This window comes from Pantoea sp. WEP (genome assembly GCF_041678305.1).
In the GTDB taxonomy this organism is placed as follows: Bacteria; Pseudomonadota; Gammaproteobacteria; order Enterobacterales; family Enterobacteriaceae; genus Pantoea; species Pantoea dispersa.
The window spans coordinates 186148-204127 of sequence record NZ_JBGNXB010000002.1 but is presented as its reverse complement, the minus strand read 5'-3'; the positions used below and the strand labels follow the sequence as shown (position 1 = coordinate 204127).

The window sequence follows — 17980 nt, the reverse complement described above, 5'->3', positions numbered from 1 at the left end:
AGTCCTGGTTTCATTTGCAGGAGTCCATTATGATCGATCCGCTCGCCGAAATGGTGTCACTGTTACAGCCCGGGGCGGCTTATTCCAAACGCGCGCGTGCCAATGGATTATGGCGTGTGCAGCGCAGTGAGACCGGCCAGCCGTTTTACTGCGTGGTGCTGGAGGGGCGCACCCGGCTGGAAATGAAAGGTCATCCTCCGGTTGCGCTTGAGCAGGGGGATTTTGTCCTGATTCCGGCTGCGTGGGAGTTTTGCATGACCAGCGAGCAGCCACCGGCAGCAGATGCGCCTGATTCTGTGCCGGAGATGCTTGCGCCGGGCGAAGTGTGGCTTGGCGATCGCCAGCAGCCAGCCGAGGTACAGACGCTGATTGGTTACTGCCAGTTTGCCGCACCCGACGCGGGATTGATTGTCTCGTTGCTGCCACAGTTTATTCATGTGCATGGCGCATCGCGTCTGACCACGCTGGTGCAGCTGGTCAGGGATGAGTGTCGTGCACAGCGTCCGGCACGGCAGATCGTGCTGGAACGTTTGCTGGAATTACTGCTGATCGAGGCGCTGCGCGCAATGCCCGCGGCGAATGCATCGCCTGGCGTGATGCGGGGACTGGCCGATGAGCGGCTGGCCGGGGCGATTCGCGCCATCCACGCCAGGCCAGCCCATGGCTGGACAGTACCCCAGCTGGCGAAACACGCGGCGCTATCGCGCTCGGCGTTTTTCGTGCGTTTTCGCGATGCAGTGGGCATGGCGCCGATGGCATATCTGCTGACGTGGCGCATGGCGCTGGCGAAAAATCTGCTGCGCAGCAGCCGCCTGTCAGTGGCCGACGTGGCTGAACGGGTGGGTTACCGCTCTGCCAGCGCCTTCAGCATCGCTTTCACCCGCTTCACCGGCCAGACGCCGACCGGCTTCGCTGGCGCGGAACGGCGCAGCGGCACCGCAGAAGCTGAGCCAGCAATCGCCCAGGTAAGTTAATCACGCCCGCAGTGGCCGCCAGCGTAAAACGGGCCGCCATAAAGCGTGCAATGCCGTTCAGTTCAAAAATACCCTGTTAAAGCCGGTGCGCATCAATGCGCACCCTACAAAACCGTGCCGTTACCCTGTAGGGTCGCCATTTATGGCGACCTAAAACACATTACAAAACCGTGCAATTAACCCGTAGGGTCGCTATTTATGGCGACCAGGGAATACTTGTGTAGCCAACATACGACCATACAAGAATCGTTTTAAATCAAAGCATCGTTAAAACAAAGAATTACAACTTCATCGGGGAGCACAATTGCCTCTGTTTCTTTTCCTTAAAAGATTTCCCTTCGCATCACGCTAACTTGTTCTGACGACACGATGCGCTGCTCGATTTCCTGCCAGCCATAGCGACGGTAAAATGCCTGCTGATCCGGCGTGTACAGCCACAACTCTGGCATGTGGCGCTGGCGAGCTTCTTCAATTAAACGCAATACCAGAGCAGAGGCCACGCCTTTACCGCGGTGTGCCGCGACAGTCAGTACTTCGCCCATCCAGAACTGGCGTTCATGGATGTCATCAAGCTCGTGAAGAATCGTGCTGGCGGTGGCAAGCACTTCATTTTCTGCATTCAACGCGACCAGCGTAAACGTTTTTGCCGGCTGCGCGTTGCGCATCAGCAGGCGCTGACGAATGGCGCTCCGGTCGCGCCAGTGAGAAAACCCGGACCACTCCTGATGAAGCATTGTTGCCACCGTATCCAGCAACTGCGGACACTGGCTCAGTAAACTGATATTCATTGTTATCCCTCCGCGACAACCCGAGGGATAACACAGCGTGGTGGTAAAGACTACCGTTAATATGCCGCTACACTATCGCGTTAAGCCGTTTTTACCGGTCAGCCAATCACCGGCTTAGCGTTTCGCCACCTGCTCGCCATCCGGGGTTTTGCCATGCCCGGCAGCAGCCAGCTCGGTATTAAAGTGGGAGACCAGCACCGAAAACGTTTCCTCTGCTTTCATGCGGTACAGCTGTTCGGACGGATGAATACAGTCGGGTGACATCAGCGACTGCCAGTCTTTCATCTGCAGGATGCGCTGATACTGACGCGCCAGCGGCACCGACTCCGCTTTAGCCAGCGCGTCCAGTTTGGTGACGTAAGGTGCAACGTGCCATTTCTCCGCGCGGCCACAAATCGGGTGCGGCTCCTGTAATATCACCTGCTTACCCTCTTCACGGGCAATAGTAATCAGCTGTGTCATCACCTGGGTATATTTATCCGGGCTAACCTGGTAATCCTTTTCTATATCGCGGAAATGGAAATGGCGTGCATCGTTGGTGGCAAAATTCAGCAAAATGATTTTTGCCGGCGATTTCTTCATCTCTTCGCGCCAGCTTTTATTATTCTTGTAGAAATATTTGCCATTTAACAGGTCCATGGCCTGCGATGAGGACGCGCCTTTATTCACGACGCGGATGCCATCGCCGTACTTCTCCTGTAACCACTGGTTAATCAGAGCAATTTCATTGTCTTTAATATAGATTGCGCGCAATTTGCCATTTTCCTTTATCGCCATAGCGCCACGCGTGCTGGAACCGCCATAGGCTTCAATAATAAAGTTATTATCGGGCTTGCCGCTTTCGGCGAATGCGGTATTGCACAGAGAGGCTGTGGTAATCAGCAAAGTGACGATGCCAGATAGCGCTCGTTGCATAACAAATTTCCGCCTTTTGATACTCAAGGTTACATGGAGAATCGGTTGTTTACCGTAAGCGAATTACCTTAACAGGGGAGATTGCGGGTCAACAATCCGAAAGCACGGTTGTCGGGTGAAAATTAGGTCAACTCTGAGAAAAAAGCCGCTTGCTGAATAAAAGTTATTTAAATTCAATCAGGTAAAAAACATCCCTGCCTGATAGCCTCCCTTCAGCCAGAAAATCCCGCATTGTCGCCTGCTTAAAACATCATGGTTGCTTCAGGACATAACGCGGTTTGATTAGCGAATTTTCGCACTGCGAGTCGGGACGGATAATACATAACTTATTGTATAGTATCGGGTTTTCACTATTTATTCGGCGGTTAGCTGCGAATAAGCACTGCCTGACGATAACTTTTACCATCAGAACATTCTGGCTTAAGCTTTATAGCCATTGCACAGTGACATTCTTTACACTATGGCGAAATTCCGAAACGTTTCTAAACATAATGTATACAGATTAATCCGGTGTTAGCATTCTGACTGAATCATTATGATTGCGTTACAACTCATTTCAGGATGTGCAATGTGAAAACAGAATCCTTTTTATCCAGCCGCAATATTGGCCTGGATCTGCTGCGTGCCGGCCTAATTCTGGAAGGGGTGTTATTACACGCCTCACGGAGTTTACCGGGTGAGAATGGCTGGTATTATGTCGCGCAGCGCGATCCCTCGGAAATATTCACGGCACTGCTGAGCATGGTGCACACCTTCAGGATGGAAGTGTTCTTCTTTCTTTCGGGCATGTTCTCCGCGCTGATTATTTTGCGCAAAGGGCAGAAATTCTTTACGGATAATCGCCGTAAGCGCGTCCTGATTCCGCTGATATCAGCCTATCTGTTTATTCCGCCGCTGATGTATTTTATCGCGGGACAGATGAATAACACCCCGCTGAGTCTCGAAGGCTGGCTAAATAGCTATACCATGATGCACCACCTGTGGTTCCTCGTGTCGCTGTCGGTGATGTCGCTGCTGGTACCTGGCGCGTTCTATCAGTGGAGCGCCCGTCAGCTGGGCAAAATGTCGTTGCCAATGCTGATCGCCACGCTGGTGATTCTGGGTAACGCCTGCTTCGTGCTGAAGTTCCTGGTGAAAGGCCGCGGTGAATTTGTCGAGCTCATCCCGGTGACCGCACGTTTCCTCGTCTATTACACCGCCGGTTTTGCGTTATACGTCAACCGCGAGAAAATTGCCCGGTACGCCAACAGTAAACTGATGAATGGCTGGCTGGTGGCCGCGCTGGTGCTGGCGGTGTGGGCCGCCTGCTATGTTGTCGCGCACAACCACATCACCGGGGTGATGAAATATGTGCCGGTGATGCTGGGCAGCGTGCTGTCGGTGATGCTGTCCTACTGGCTGGTGTTTAGCTTCGAACGTATCAACGTGAAAGAGAGTCGCATTCTGACGGCGATTGTGGATTCCGCGCTGATCATCTATTTGCTGCACTATCCGGTGGTGATCATTTTCTCATGGCTGCTGGATGTCTGGTTACCGGATAACCTGTCAGTCCTGTATGTCCTGATCGATTTTGCCCTCGGCATTGCGCTGAGCGCGGTGTGTTACGCCATCGTCAAACGTTCACGCTTCGCCTCGTTCATGTTTGGCCTCAAGCCGAAAGATAAAAAGGTGGCGGTGCCGGTCGAAGCGCGACTGTAATTGTCATCATGCCCGGCAGCCACTGGCGTGCCGGGTATTATTTCCCGCCATCTGATTTTTGCCATTTTCCGCATTTTTAGTTCCAGATAATTATCTCAGGCCGTTAGCGCAATTCCTAAAGCTTATCGCCGTCATCACAATTCCTTAAGTCAAACTGGACGTTTTAACCTGATCGCGGTAATACTCATTTCAACGGATTTCCAGCCGTAAGCTATTACGACAATATATTTCGCTTCGCTATTTCCCCGCACTGCGCATTCGCTGTGCGGCATTTGTTTTTTCTCTGGTGAGGAAAATAGTGTGTTTAAATTAAATCCTTTGTTGCTGAGCCTGCTTGCTGCGCAGGGCTTAATGCTGCCTGCCACACCGGTATCGGCGGTGGTATTAAAACCTTTCACTCCCGAGCGCAACGACAATAAAGTTGGCGCTTATTGCTTATGTAATGGTTCCACCCAGACGCTAAGCGGCGTGCCGCGCTTTACCGCTGGAGAAAGTGGCATGAGCAGCGTCACGCTGGGTGAACTACAAAAGGTTGGGCGTATTATTAATGACAATTTAATCGGCGAGCCCCGCCTGCAACTCGGCGCACAAAATTACGCTATTGGTATTCCGGATGAAGAAACAGGCAGTTATCGTGTCTATCAGGTTTATAACAGTGCGGAAATGATTGCGCCGGCGGAAATTAATGGCGCTACGGTAGTGCCAGATTATTATGATGTGAACGATAAGCAATATATTGATGCGCGCGTGGCGACAGTCACTAATGGCCGGTTAAATATCAATATTGGTCAGCAAGGCGCAGCCGCTAACGCCAGCACCAATCGCTGGTCAATGGCGGCCAAACAGAGTCAGTTATTTGCCAGCAGTAATAACGGCCAGATTAACTGGGACAGTAATAACCGCATCCGCTTTACCGCCGCCACGCCGCCGTACGGTGGCGATCGGCTGGCATTTGATGCCGGAGGCGTGGTGACCTACGCCGGTCTGTTTGATGTCACGCTCAGGGATGGCAGCAGCAACGCGTACTACGTCAGTAATCTCAATGAATTGCGGAACTATAACGACTGGCTGATTGACCAGATTAGTGGCGGCAACCTGAGCCCGGAAAGTTATAACGCCGCGCTGAACCAGGCGTTCAGCCTGCGCGACGGTCGTATGGTTTACCGCATGAGCACCGGTAATTACGATGATGAAGTGGCTGCCGCACTGGGCGATCAGGTGGTGCTGAGTGCCGATGGCGCGAAAGCCAGTGTGAAAATCAATCGCGGCAAAACGCTGGAAGTGGCCAACAGCGCCAGCGCCGTGATGCGCGCCAGCAACGGTGCAACGGCGATTATCGCCGGAAAACTGGCGACCAGTAACGCGCTCTCATCCGAAGCGGGCGCGCTGGAGCTGATCAGCGGCGCGCGCGGTATCAATAATGGTGTCATCAACAGCGGTTTTTTCAACGCCGCCAATGGACGGGGCGTGGCGGAGGATTCCCTCGGCTATGCGGGCACGGCGGTGTCAGCGATTTATGACAGTGAGTTCCGCAACAATGGCGTGCTCAATGTGCATATCGGTGATGCGCCGTGGGGCACCGCCGGCTTATTTCTCGGCAGCAGCAGCGCGGTCAACCACGGCAATATTAACATCGGCATTCACGATGTGGCGAACGGCTCCTCAGCAGCAGCGGTGAGTTTCAGCGGCGAGGGCAGCTTCGTCAACGCGCGCGATGGCACGATTTACCTCGGCCGCACACCGCAAAATCATAAGGGCGACGTCACGCAGGATGTCGCGGTCAGCCTCGGCGGTGGCATCAGCGCCATTTCCGGCCTGCTCGACTCGCGTGCCATCAATGATGGCCGTATTGTTATCGGCTCAAAAGTCGAGAACGCGGTTGGCATGCGCATCGAGGCCGGGCCCAACGCGGTGTCACTGAATAACGGTGTTATCGACGTCAACGGTATGGCGCAGGCGCTACCGCGCGAAAATATCGCCATGCTGGCGATGGATTCCGGCAGCGGCGGCCAGGTGGGCAACCGCGGTACCCTCAATCTGAATGGCTATAACAGCACCGGCCTGAAAGTGATCGCCACGGCGGGCAATCAGGCGCACGCCTTCTCCAGCGGCGCGATCAACGTGGCGGGTGACGCCGACCGCTTTGGCGGCACCAACAATACGGCGGTGTGGGTAACTGGCGAACCGGGCGGTCACGCCAGTGCCGATATCACCGGCCCAATCCGGCTCAGCGGCAAAGCGGGCATCGGGATTCGTGCTGAAGGCCAGGCAACGGTCAACGTTAGCGCCCGCGCCATTCCCACCTCCAGCGGCAGCGACAGCATGCTGGATAGCGGACAGATCAGTTTCTACCGTATCGGCCCGGATGCGCGCATTAATCTGCCGGCCAACGGCCGCTACAGCGCCTCCGTGTGGAACGGCACGATTTTTCGCGTCGAGCAGGGAGCGGATTTTGACGGGCGCGGCCTGACTTTGTCGATGAACAGCCCGTTTGCGACCGGTGTGTACGGCAGCGGTGCCGGCACCGACATTGATACCCACGGCGCGACGCTGAACATCGCCAGCTTTGCCAGCGGGCTGACCATTACTGATGGCGCCCGCGCCACCATTGATGCCGCAACGCGTATTCACCTCAACGGGTCTGATGCCCGCGTCGCCATCGCTGACGGTAATCGCTATACGCTGCAGGGTAACGTTGTTAACCCTAATACGCAGTTCGACCCGAACACTTTACTGATCAATCAGGCGGCGATAGACGGCCGCGCCAATAACCAGCAGCCGTTTACCGTGATGAATCATGCGCGGCTGGTGAATCGCGGCGCGATCTCCCTGCGGGGTGAAGGCGTAACGGGTATCTACGCGCAGTATGGCGCAACGGTCGACAACCGCGGCGATATCAACATTTTACGTAACGGCCGGGCACTGTTCGCCGATGGCTATCCGGGCGCCGGCGACGGCAAAACCCTGACGGAGATTAACAATAGCGGCACGCTTAATCTCTACAGCGGTCAGAGCACCCAGCAAACCACCACCTTCGGTGCGGTCTCGTATCACCAGCTGGGGCGGATTAACCAGAACGGCACGATTAATCTGTACGGCGATAACGTGGTCGGCGCGAAAGCCTTTGCCGGCGGTCGTATTACGCTGGGCACGAACAGCCGCGTGGTGTTCCATGACGCACAGCAGATCGGCTATCAGGCTTTCGATCCCGGCTCACGCCTGATCGTCAACGGCAGCCCGATTGATGTCAGCAGTCGTAACTCGACGTTGTATGAAATCCGCAACGGCGCGTGGCTGTACAACCAGGGCTTTGGCAACGTCACGCTGAGCGGCAGGGACAGCACCGGCATCGTGGTCAGCGGGACGGATGCGCTGGTATCCAGCACCGATGTTTATCAGGTCACCGGTAAGGGTGCCACCGTGTTGCGCGCCAGCGATCGCGCGCAGGGGATCATTACCAGCCTAATCGCGCTGAACGGCAAAAACACCCTCGGCGCGCAGGCGACAGGCGATGGCACCGAGGTCTACGCCGCCTCGCTCATCACCGGCACCGGGCACAACGCCACGGCGTTTGATGTCAGCGGCGACGCGCGCCTGTTTAATCAGCAGCAGGGCGTAGTGGATTTGCGTGGCCGCAACAGTACCGGGGCCCGGGTGCACGATGGCGGTAACTTTATCAACCGAGGCACGGTTAGCGTCGCCAACGGCACCGGCGTGGATGTCAGCAGCGGTTATGGCCAGTATGTCCCGCTCGACAGTACCTTACGTGTGAATGACGGCACCGCCGCGCTGCGCGTGGGCTCCGGCGGCGCGATGAAAATTTACGGCGACGGGCAGGGGGCCAGCACGCTGGCGGCTTACGGCAAAGCCGATGGTTTGCTGCTCGACAGCGGTGCGCAGCGCTTTGAAGCCAACGACATCATCATCGGCGCTTACGGCAGCGGCACTGCGCTGAACAATCGCGCCGGCATCAGTGATATTTCGCTGAGTAATGTGCGCTTCAAGGCCAATGGTGGCACCGGCATTCGCTCTGCCACCTCGTTCGATCCGGCGGGCAGCGCGCAGATTCACGTCGGCGCAGGCGGTACCGGCTATCGTTTCGAAAACGCAGATGGATCGACCACGGGCAACGATTTAGTGATTGGGCGCGACTACCGCATTGAAGTCAACGGCAGCGGCACCGGCGTGCGTGCCAACACCCGTGGACGGGTGATCGCTCAGGGCCTGATTGATATCCGCGATGCCGATGGCGGTTCGGCGATTGTCACCCGCAGCGCCAGCCAGGTGATCAACCAGGGCACCATCCGCTCACAAAGCCGCGTCGCACCGCTCATTGATTTGCGCGGCGGCGAGACGGTGTTTATCAACCAGGGCACGCTGGATGCGCCGTACGCCGATCAGGTGGTAGTGGCGGGCGGCGCGACCCGTGATGTGGTGGCACTGCTGGCGGGCAAAGTCACGGGCGAAGTGAACACCGGCAACGGCAGCGATACGCTGCTGGTTACGGGCGGCACGCTGGATGGCGGCCTGAGTATGGGTGACGGCAGCGCGAATCAGGCGACGGTGCAGGCTATCAGCCTGAACCAGACCCGTCATATCACCAGCGGCGGCGCGGATAGCACGCTGAACCTCAGCCAGCTCAATGCGCGCGGCGGTTCGTTCCGGCAGGACGACCTCACCAAAGGCACCAACCTCGGCGCGGGCTGGAGCACGCTGAACTTCATCGATACGCAGTGGACGCTGAGCGACAACATTAAACTGGCGCACAGCACCATTAATATCGATGCCGGGTCCACGCTGTTCGCCGGCGATGGCGTTAACGCGCGGCTGCAGGGGGCCAGCAATGATTCGCTGGTAGTGAATAATGCAGGCACGCTCGACCTGACCAACGGTGGCAATTTGGCGGCAAATACCCTGACCATCGAAGGTAGTCTGGCCTCCGCGCAGGGCCGCCTGAAACTCAATTCGACAGCCACCCACAGCGACGTGCTGCTTGTTAACGGTAACGCCAGCGGCACGACCTGGGTGGATGACCGCCTGCAGGGCGGCGGGCTGCTGGACAGCAATCGTGACAACGTTATTGCCGCTAGCGAAGGCGTTTCGCTGGCGCAGGTGACCGGCAGCGCCAGCGCCGACAGCTTCAGGCTGAGCAATGGCTATGTGGCAGCCGGGCCGTGGCAGTATGGTCTGTACAGTTTTGCACCGGGCAGTAGCGCGGGCGGCAACGTATGGGACTATCGTCTGGCAAACAATTTCATCTGCAGCGATGGCTCGCTGTGCCAGCCGCAGGCGGGCAGTGCGGTGAAGGCGGTACGTCCGGCGGTTACGCCGCAGGTGCCGTCCTGGATCTCCGCACCGGTCGGGCTGGCGTACTACTCGCTGGCAGTCACTGACGATCTGCATAAGCGTCTCGGCGAATTGCGCCAGCAGCCTGCAGACAACGCAGAGATGTTTATCCGCTACCTCGGTTCGGATTTGCAGTATCGAAGCAATCGCGGCCTGGACGCCTGGGGTTATGACTTCGACCTCAACTACAGCGCCGTACAGCTCGGCGGCAATTTGCTGCGCGCCGATGGCGCTGAAGATAGCGTACGTGGCGGCGTCGCCTATACGCGCGGCAACACGCGCATTCGCCCGCATGCCGCTGACGGGTACAGCTCCACCAGCTTTGATAGCGATACGTTGTCACTTTATGGCACCTGGCTGCGCAGCAGTGGCTGGTATGTAGATGGTTCGCTGAGCTGGAGCGGCTACCGTGGCGAAACCGACATTGCGCGGCAGAAAGCGGTCGCCAAACCCAAAGGGCACGGCTGGACGGCGTCAGTCGAGTCTGGCTATCCACTGATGCTGGCGGGTGATGTGCGCCTGGAACCGCAGGCACAGGTTAGCTGGCTGCGTATGAACATGGACAGTTTTACCGATGATGACGGCGCGCGCGTCTCTTATAACGATTACGATCAAACCATTGGCCGGCTCGGCGCACGCGTGGCGCGCAGCTGGCAGGACAGCAGTCAGAACCAGTACACGCCGTATCTGCGCGCAAACTACTATCGCGGCTGGGGCGGTACACCGCAGGTCAGGGTCGGCACCAGCGACAGCGACCTGAGCCAGAGCTTCAGCAGCGGCAAATTTGGCCAGATGTGGGACGTCGGCCTCGGCGGCACGGCGACGCTGATCAACAACGTGGCGCTGTATGCCGAGGCGGATTACCGCAAAGAGATTGCCGGCAACGGCGTCAAAGGCTGGCGCTACAATGCCGGGGTGCGCTGGTCGTTTTAAACGTAAATGACCACCTTAAACGTGCAATTACAGGCGGCGCTGTGATGCGGCGTCGAACAGCATCGCACGTTCGCTGTCCAGCGTGACCGGCAAAATATCACCGGCGCGCGCGCCGGAACGCTGGGTGGTAAACAGCATCAGCGGGTGGCCAAACAGCGAACCGTGAATCAGTTCGGACAGGCCGGTCGGCTCCACCAGCGACACTTCAAGGGGCAGCGCATGCTGCTCACCCGGCTGCGCCAGGCTGATGTTTTCCGGACGGATGCCGTAAATAACGTCACGGCCAGCGGCCTGTGCCGCCCAGTGCGTATTCAGGGGCAACTGAGCGCTGTCGCTGATACGCACGCCGCTGGGGGTCATCACGCCGTTGATAAAATTCATCGACGGTGACCCGATAAAACTGGCGACAAATTTATTGGCCGGTGTGTCGTACAGCTCCAGCGGTGTGCCCACCTGCTGAATGACGCCGTGGTTGAGCACCACGATGCGGTCCGCCAGCGTCATGGCCTCAACCTGATCGTGGGTAACATAAACGATGGTGTTGTGCATTTGCTGATGCAGTTTTTTGATCTCCACGCGCATCTGGCCGCGCAGTTGCGCATCGAGGTTGGAGAGTGGCTCATCAAAGAGAAACACCTGCGGCTGACGCACAATGGCGCGGCCCATCGCCACGCGCTGCCGTTGTCCACCCGACAGCTCTTTTGGCCGGCGATCAAGCAGGTGCGTCAGGCTGAGAATCTCCGCCGCTCGCCGGACTTTCTCCTCAATCTCAGCACGCGGCCGTTTCTGAATTTCAAGGCTGAAGCCCATGTTGCGCGCGACCGTCAGATGCGGATAGAGCGCATAGCTCTGGAACACCATCGAAATATCGCGGTCTTTCGGCGCCACCTCGTTCATCAGCTGACTGCCGATATGGATATTGCCGCCCGTCGCTAATTCCAGGCCGGCAATGGTGCGCAGCAGGGTGGATTTACCACAGCCGGACGGGCCGACCAGCACCACGAACTCACCATCTTTAATGGTCAGATTGATGTCGCGCAGAACCTCAACGTTGCCATAGCGCTTTTCAATTTGCGCCAGCGTAATTTCAGCCATTATTTACCCCTTAACCGCACCGGCGGTGAGTCCCTGAACCAGGTAGCGTTGAATGAAAGCGAAGAACAGACAGGCTGGAATTAACGCCAGCACGGCGGCAGCCATCATTTCGCCCCACGAAACGGCGAATTTGGAGACGAAACTGAGCAGCCCGACCGGAAAGGTCATAACTTCGTTTTTGTTGATTAACATCAGTGAGAACAGCAACTCACTCCACGCGGCGGTGAAAACAAAGCCGAGCGTCGCTGCCATGCCGGGCAGCGTCAGCGGCATCAGCACGCGGTACAGCGCCTGAAAGCGGGTGCAGCCTTCCAGCATGGCGGACTCTTCGAGATCTTTCGGGATGGCATCAAAAAATGACTGCATCAGGAAGGTGGCGAACGGGACATTAAAGGCGCTGTAAATCAGAATCAGCCCCAGCAGACTATTCGTCAGTCCCAGCGGGGCCATCACCCGGTAAATCGGCGCAATGATCATCACCAGCGGAAACATCTGCGTAAACAGCAGCAGGGCCGCCATCACCATCTTGCCGCGAAACTGAAAGCGGGAAAAGGCATAGCCGGCACCCGCAGCAATCAAGGTGGTCAGCGCGGCAGTGCTGCAGGAGACAATGAGACTGTTCATAAAAAACGTGGGGAAATCACTGTCGGTCAATACCTTCGCAAAATGGCTCAGGGTGAAACCGCCAGGTAACAGCGTCACACCCTGACTGAACAGTAACCTGTCCGGCGTGACGGCAATTTTAATGATCCAGTACAACGGAAACAGCGCAAACAGCAAATAGGCGGCGATGCTGAGACGATGACCGATCAACGGTAACAGGCGCATGCAGACTCCTTACTTAAGTAACTGATGGCGGATGCGCAGCAGTACCAGCGCATAGCAGGTCATCAGCAGTAACAGACACACCGCCATCGCCGAGGCATAACCAAAATCCAGTTTGCGATAAGCGGTGGTGAAGATGTAACTGGAAAGAATCGAGGTTGAACCGGCCGGACCGCCGTCGGTCATCACCACGATCAAATCGGCAAAGTTAGCGATCCAGATGGTACGCAGCATCACGGTAATGGCGATCATCGGGGCGAGAAACGGCAGGGTGACACGGCGAAACTGCTGCCAGCCGCTGGCACCGTCGATGGCTGCCGCTTCATACAAATCTTTGGGAATCGACTGTAGTGCCGCCAGTAGAGTGATGGCAAAAAACGGGATGCCAAACCAGACGTTAGCAATCACCGGTCCCCACATCGCCAGTTGCGGATCGGAAAGAATATTGTAAGGTTCGCTGAGAATGCCCACGTCGCTGAGCCACTGTGGCAGCGGACCTACAACCGGGTTGAGCAGCCAGGACCAGGTCAGGCCGGAAAGAAACGCCGGCACCGCCCACGGTAAAAACACCAGCGCCTGCACCCAGCGGCGAAAGCGAAACTCGCGGTTAAGCAGCAGCGCCAGCGCGAGGCCGAAAAAGAACTGCAGCAGCAGTGAACTCAGCGTCCAGTTAAGGGTATGGCCGAGCGCGCGAAAGAAGCGGCGATCGTCGAGCATCTGCGCAAAGTTCGCCCAGCCAACCCAGCCGCTCTCCAGCGGATTGAGCAGGTTCATGCTCTGAAAAGCGTAAGAAATGCCGATCGCCATCGGCACGAAGATGAACAGGGCGATCAGCAACAGGCCCGGTGACAGATACCACCATGGCTCCGCAAGCCGGGTCCAGCGCCAGCGGCGGCGCGCCGGGCTGGCAGGAAGAGAGATTTCAGGCGTCATTTCAGGGCTCCGGTTTACGCGGGATTACTGGCTGGCGAGCCAGGCTTTTTGCTCTTTACTCAGATAGCTGGCCCAGTCCTGCACCATATCTTTGGTGTCGTTTTCGCCCAGTAACGTCTCCTGGCTGCTCTCTTTCACGATCACTGAATTGAAATAGCCCCAGCCTTTGAGATGGGTCGGCATGGTGAGCGGCACATAATTTGGATCGTTCAGCTCCTTAAACCAGCCGGCAAACTGCGGCGTCTGATAGAACGGGTCCTGTTCCGCACCTTTATAGATGGGTAGCGTGCCGACAAACTTCGCCCACGCCAGGTTGTTGGTTTTATTACTGAGGAAGGTAATCAGCGGCCAGGCGACATCGTTTTGTTTACCCTGTTTGAACATCGCCCAGCCGGTATAGCCGATGGTCGGGAAGGCTTTACCGGACGGTCCGACCGGCATGGGCGCCACAGCAAAATCCTCAGCCGCCATGCTATTTTTAATCGCGATCAGCGCGTCCGGATCCTGATCAAGCATCGCGCATTTGCCGGAATAGAAGCCCGAGACAATCTCGTTGAAGCCCCAGTTCACGCTGTCTTTAGGCGCGCCGCCTTGCTGATACAAATCGACCAGCAGCTGTGCTCCCTTTATCGCCCCCGGCTGGGTTAAAGTACTGTTGCCGTCTTTATCAAAGAAGGCAGGCGAACCGTTCATCGCCGCCATAAACATCATCCACGCATTGGTTCCCCCGACACCGCCGCGCATGCAGTAGCCGCTGATACCGTTACCTGACTGACTAATACGCTTCGCGTCGCTGGCAAACTCGTCCATGGTTTTCGGCGGCTCACTCAGTCCTGCCTGCTTAAACAGCTTTTTATTCCAGAACAGCGCCCGCAGGTAAAAACCGTACGGTACCATGGTGGCTTTGCCGTTCGCGGCCCGCGCCATTGCCAGCGTTTTGTCCGTCAGCTGGGCGCTTTCAGGCCAGCTTTTCAGGCGGGGTTCCAGATCCTCCAGCATATTGTTGCTGGCGTATAAGCCTTGCCAGGTATCGGGCATCTCCACCACATCCGGAACCTGTCCGCTCTGTAACATGGTGCCCAGTTTTTCAAATGCCTGACCCCATGGCAGCGAAATCAGCTCAATCTCGGTACCAGGATGCTGCGTCTTGTATTCGTCGAGCATTTTTTGCAGAAGCGCGGTACGTGGCGGGCTGGTGATGACTTCCACCACGGTGAGTTTGGCGGCGAGGCTGCAAAAGGCGCTGCCTAAACCCACGGCGAGTATCAGGGCTTTCAGGGCGAAACGTGTTGTCATGGCTGGTTCTCCGGAGCGTGATTAACGGTGAGTGGCGGCAGCAAGTGCCTGAGTCAGATCGGTCCAAAGATCGTCGGTCTCTTCGAGGCCAACAGAGATACGGATCAGGCGCGGCGAAACACCAAAATCCTGGGCTGAATTAAATTCACTGGCCTGATTGATGACCGAAATCGCCGGCATCACCAGGCTCTCGAAGCCTCCCCAACTGACGCCCATGTGGAACAGTTGCAGGGCGTTGCAGAATTGCGGTATGTCGACCTGTTCGGTCACGGCAAAGGAAAACAGCCCGCTGTAACCGCGCAGCGTGGACCATTCAGGGGGATTGAGCCCGGGATGGCAAACCGCGCTGACCTGCGGATGGTCACGCAGCTTTTCCGCCAGCTGCAGGGCGCTGTGCTGATGCTGCTTCATACGCAGCGGCAGCGTGCGCAGGCCACGCATCAGCAAAGAGGCTTCGTTCGCAGACAGTTTGCCGCCAAGGAACGGGCTAATGTGACGGGCAATGTTGTTGATGTGCTGGTGGCTGGCAATCACCAGGCCGGCCACTACATCGCTGTGGCCGCTGATGTACTTCGAGGCGGAGTGCACCACTATGTCGATACCACACAGCAGCGGCTGCTGGAAAATGGGCGAAGCCCAGCTGTTATCAATCAACGTGACGACGCCCGCATCACGCGCCAGCGTGGCCAGCTGCCGCAGATTCTGTTCACTCATCACCCAGCTGGAGGGACTTTCCAGATAGAGCAGGCTGGCGCCGGGCAGCGCGGCGGCTATCGCCGCTTCATCGTCGCCATCAACAAACTGCGTCGTGATGCCGAAACGCTGACAAAAGCCGCGCAAAAAGCGGTAGGTATCGGGATAGACATGATTGACGCAGACCACTTTCGCGCCTGGCTGAACCACACTCAAAATCGCGTTGCTGATGGCGGCCATGCCGCTGGCAAAGGCGAGGCAGGCGTCACCGCCTTCCAGCGCGGCAACTTTATCCTGTAGCGCTTTAACCGTCGGATTATCAACGCGGGAATAGAGCGGCTGGTCGCTCTCACCGCGAAAGCGGGCGATCATGCTGTCGTAATCGCTGAAGGTAAACAGCGAGGACTGATAAATCGGTGGCGTTACGGCGCCCTGTTCATGGCGCTGGTCGTGGGTCAGCAGTGTCTGTTGCGCAATAGGTTTAGCGTTTGGCATGGATCACGTCCTTCATGTCGCGTTCGGTGATATCAAGAATCTGGTGGCAGAGGGCGCGCGCGGCCTGGCTGTCGCGGGCGCGGATGGCGTTAAACAGTTCACGGTGCAGGGGAAACGAGTCTGAAAACAGCGCCTGCTCCGGCGGGGATTCGAAAAAGGCGTGAAGCGTGTCGTAGACGCCGTTAAGCATCTGCAACAGCAGCGGATTGCCGGCGGCGCGGTAGATGCTGGTGTGGAAAGCCCAATCCTCCGGCCCGGCGGAACCGATAGCCAGGTGCACACGCTCCATCTCTTCCAGCCGCCGTTCGATTTCCAGCAGGTCGTCGGCGCTGGCGCGCTGCGCGGCCAGCACGCAGGATTCGGACTCAATGATGCGGCGCACTTCCAGCGCATGAAGCATGTTGGCGGAGTCGTTTTTAAAGCGCAGAGAGAGAAAGCTGTCATGCAGACCGACTTCCGCCTGCAGAAAAGTGCCGCTGCCTTTTTTGCGCACAATGATACCGAGTGCTTCCCAGCGCTTGAGCGCCTCGCGCACTGTATTACGGCTGACGCCCAGTTTCTCCGCCAGCTCGCGCTCCGGCGGCAGGCGACTGCCCGGCTGCGCGCCGGCATGCGCCATGTAGCGCGTGAGCGCATCAAGAATCAGCGTATCGCTGCGCGTCGGAATGATGGGATGGAGTTCAGCCGGGTCATGCATCGCTTTGCCTTAATTGGTCCAACATCTCTACCAAAGGCTTAGCAACCTGCATGCCATAATCGTGAGCTTTTGATTTAGCGAGAAATTTGATGCCGTAATAAGTGCAGATTATGAGATCTGCTGGTGCAAAACCCGCCAGGGTGCACCGTGGTGTGGCGGTACTCAGCCGTTGCCCAGGGAACGATAGTGGTGCGCGACCAGGCAAACCAGCAGCAGGATGTTGCTGAACTTAGCCGCGACACCGAGCACGCTAATGACAGCATCAGCCCGATTTTCGACAAAGAGAAGGAGCAGAAACGCCTGCAGGCGGCTCAGCTGATCGGTGAACCAGGCAGCCAGGTTGCGGATATCGCCCGGACGCAGGGGCAGATTGATGCGACGGAAGCAGGTAAGAAGGAACTGGCAAAAAACAACATAAACCAGCCGGATGCCGACGCTCCTGCGGGTAATAAAGAAGGCGTATCAGGAAGCGCTGGAAAACAGCAGCGCTTATAAGAAGGCCATGGCACTCTGGGGCACCGGCAGCGATATCCAGAAGGGGATTCAGGCGGCGACTGCGGCGATTCAGGGTTTGGCGGGTGGCAATCTGGCGCTCAGGCACGGAAGAATGCGGTGGAGAATAACTCGCTGAGTGATATTGCGCAGGCACAATCTGAATGTAAGACACTGGAGCAAAAAGCCGGGGAGCCCAAAAATTTTTGACGAATTAGGCATAAAAAAACATAGAGGTGAAAATTATCCATGAATAGTTATGCTCGCCTGGTAAAGATAATAGCTGACATGGCTATTTTTCTGGAGTTCTCTGATGAAGAGTCTTTGGATCCTGATATTGCCGTGGGAATGATGGAAAGTATTGCGGCTGAACTACAACTTATAAGTCTAGATGATAAAAAGAAAGTAGCGAATGCTTTTTATCTGGTATCAAAAGAATATCAAGGAGATCGTGCAGTCTATATTAAAGAACTTCCTGAATCACTTGGCTTGATATAATTGTATGGTAATCATTCCCGCCCATAGCTGGCGGGATTTTTTTTGCCTTGAATCCCTCCAACAGCAGGCGAGATGTGTTTTTGGAGCACCGCCATAATCGGCACTCCAAAAGCGATCCTGTCAGGGCGCAGCCCCGACACCCAAAAAAAGCCTTACAAATACGCGGGCAACGCTGTTTGTGAGCGTCAAAAATATCACCGCAAATCATCCGCCCTGGCGTAGTGATCACCTCGATCTTCTGTCCGGTAGCAAATCCCAATCCGATCAACCAGTGGCCTTTAGAGTGATGAAGGATGAAGGTT

13 protein-coding genes and 1 pseudogene are annotated in these 17980 nt (G+C 56.7%); 6 read left to right on the top strand and 8 right to left on the bottom strand.

Annotated features, from left to right (window positions below; genetic code table 11):
• Positions 1 to 29: 29 nt before the first annotated feature.
• Positions 30 to 974: a cupin domain-containing protein gene (locus ABVR31_RS20030; RefSeq protein WP_372774257.1), complete on the top strand. Its 945-nt coding sequence runs from the start codon at positions 30 to 32 to the stop codon at positions 972 to 974.
• 323 nt (positions 975 to 1297) lie between these two features.
• Here ABVR31_RS20030 and ABVR31_RS20025 read toward each other — a convergent pair whose 3' ends face one another.
• Together ABVR31_RS20025 and ABVR31_RS20020 are read right to left on the bottom strand one after the other, a co-directional pair.
• Positions 1298 to 1708 carry a GNAT family N-acetyltransferase gene (locus ABVR31_RS20025; protein WP_372774255.1) on the bottom strand — a complete coding sequence of 137 codons (411 nt, stop codon included), beginning with the start codon at positions 1706 to 1708 and terminating at the stop codon, positions 1298 to 1300.
• A gap of 168 nt (positions 1709 to 1876) precedes the next feature.
• The gene (locus tag ABVR31_RS20020) at positions 1877 to 2677 is read right to left on the bottom strand and encodes an SGNH/GDSL hydrolase family protein (RefSeq protein ID WP_372774253.1); all 801 of its coding nucleotides are present in this window, start codon (positions 2675 to 2677) and stop codon (positions 1877 to 1879) included.
• A gap of 570 nt (positions 2678 to 3247) precedes the next feature.
• Here ABVR31_RS20020 and ABVR31_RS20015 point away from each other — a divergent pair.
• Together ABVR31_RS20015 and ABVR31_RS20010 are read left to right on the top strand one after the other, a co-directional pair.
• Complete coding sequence (locus tag ABVR31_RS20015) at positions 3248 to 4375, top strand: acyltransferase family protein (RefSeq protein WP_058759114.1); 1128 nt, start codon at positions 3248 to 3250, stop codon at positions 4373 to 4375.
• Between the two features lie 300 nt (positions 4376 to 4675).
• On the top strand, positions 4676 to 10654 hold the full coding sequence (locus tag ABVR31_RS20010; RefSeq protein ID WP_372774251.1) for an autotransporter outer membrane beta-barrel domain-containing protein: 5979 nt from the start codon (positions 4676 to 4678) through the stop codon (positions 10652 to 10654).
• A 27-nt stretch (positions 10655 to 10681) separates the two neighbouring features.
• On the opposite strand, the gene ABVR31_RS20005 is transcribed toward ABVR31_RS20010, so the two are convergent.
• The 6 genes from ABVR31_RS20005 to ABVR31_RS19980 are packed head-to-tail and all read right to left on the bottom strand — an operon-like array spanning position 10682 to position 16688.
• Positions 10682 to 11749 (bottom strand): ABC transporter ATP-binding protein, encoded by a 1068-nt coding sequence (locus ABVR31_RS20005; RefSeq protein WP_141495940.1) that lies wholly within the window; start codon positions 11747 to 11749, stop codon positions 10682 to 10684.
• Between the two features lie 3 nt (positions 11750 to 11752).
• Positions 11753 to 12577, bottom strand: a complete 825-nt coding sequence (locus ABVR31_RS20000; protein ID WP_132463028.1) for a carbohydrate ABC transporter permease — start codon at positions 12575 to 12577, stop codon at positions 11753 to 11755.
• 9 nt (positions 12578 to 12586) lie between these two features.
• Entirely contained in the window at positions 12587 to 13507 is a 921-nt protein-coding gene (locus tag ABVR31_RS19995) for a carbohydrate ABC transporter permease (protein WP_132463025.1), read from the bottom strand.
• A 24-nt stretch (positions 13508 to 13531) separates the two neighbouring features.
• Complete coding sequence (locus ABVR31_RS19990) at positions 13532 to 14803, bottom strand: sugar ABC transporter substrate-binding protein (RefSeq protein WP_372774248.1); 1272 nt, start codon at positions 14801 to 14803, stop codon at positions 13532 to 13534.
• A 21-nt stretch (positions 14804 to 14824) separates the two neighbouring features.
• Positions 14825 to 15991: a PLP-dependent transferase gene (locus tag ABVR31_RS19985; RefSeq protein ID WP_372774245.1), complete on the bottom strand. Its 1167-nt coding sequence runs from the start codon at positions 15989 to 15991 to the stop codon at positions 14825 to 14827.
• On the bottom strand, positions 15978 to 16688 hold the full coding sequence (locus ABVR31_RS19980; RefSeq protein WP_021509083.1) for a FadR/GntR family transcriptional regulator: 711 nt from the start codon (positions 16686 to 16688) through the stop codon (positions 15978 to 15980). The genes ABVR31_RS19985 and ABVR31_RS19980 overlap by 14 nt, the downstream gene beginning before the upstream one ends.
• A gap of 162 nt (positions 16689 to 16850) precedes the next feature.
• On the opposite strand from ABVR31_RS19980, the pseudogene ABVR31_RS19975 reads away from it, so the two are divergent.
• The 3 genes and pseudogenes from ABVR31_RS19975 to ABVR31_RS19965 all read left to right on the top strand — a co-directional run.
• Positions 16851 to 17280: pseudogene (locus tag ABVR31_RS19975) on the top strand (filamentous hemagglutinin); the annotation flags it as partial.
• Positions 17199 to 17390, top strand: a complete 192-nt coding sequence (locus ABVR31_RS19970; protein WP_372774729.1) for a VENN motif pre-toxin domain-containing protein — start codon at positions 17199 to 17201, stop codon at positions 17388 to 17390. The pseudogene ABVR31_RS19975 and the gene ABVR31_RS19970, both read left to right, overlap by 82 nt.
• A 39-nt stretch (positions 17391 to 17429) precedes the next feature.
• Positions 17430 to 17678: a hypothetical protein gene (locus ABVR31_RS19965; RefSeq protein WP_372774243.1), complete on the top strand. Its 249-nt coding sequence runs from the start codon at positions 17430 to 17432 to the stop codon at positions 17676 to 17678.
• The last annotated feature ends 302 nt before the right edge of the window (positions 17679 to 17980 follow it).

Bases quoted from the DNA above. Each gene is read 5' to 3' on its own strand.
- ABVR31_RS20030 (WP_372774257.1), top strand. From the start codon at position 30: ATGATCGATCCGCTCGCCGAAATGGTGTCACTGTTACAGCCCGGGGCG.
- ABVR31_RS20025 (WP_372774255.1), bottom strand. From the start codon at position 1,708: ATGCTTCATCAGGAGTGGTCCGGGTTTTCTCACTGGCGCGACCGGAGC.
- ABVR31_RS20020 (WP_372774253.1), bottom strand. From the start codon at position 2,677: ATGCAACGAGCGCTATCTGGCATCGTCACTTTGCTGATTACCACAGCC.
- ABVR31_RS20005 (WP_141495940.1), bottom strand. From the start codon at position 11,749: ATGGCTGAAATTACGCTGGCGCAAATTGAAAAGCGCTATGGCAACGTT.
- ABVR31_RS20000 (WP_132463028.1), bottom strand. From the start codon at position 12,577: ATGCGCCTGTTACCGTTGATCGGTCATCGTCTCAGCATCGCCGCCTAT.
- ABVR31_RS19995 (WP_132463025.1), bottom strand. From the start codon at position 13,507: ATGACGCCTGAAATCTCTCTTCCTGCCAGCCCGGCGCGCCGCCGCTGG.
- ABVR31_RS19990 (WP_372774248.1), bottom strand. From the start codon at position 14,803: ATGACAACACGTTTCGCCCTGAAAGCCCTGATACTCGCCGTGGGTTTA.
- ABVR31_RS19985 (WP_372774245.1), bottom strand. From the start codon at position 15,991: ATGCCAAACGCTAAACCTATTGCGCAACAGACACTGCTGACCCACGAC.
- ABVR31_RS19980 (WP_021509083.1), bottom strand. From the start codon at position 16,688: ATGCATGACCCGGCTGAACTCCATCCCATCATTCCGACGCGCAGCGAT.
- ABVR31_RS19965 (WP_372774243.1), top strand. From the start codon at position 17,430: ATGAATAGTTATGCTCGCCTGGTAAAGATAATAGCTGACATGGCTATT.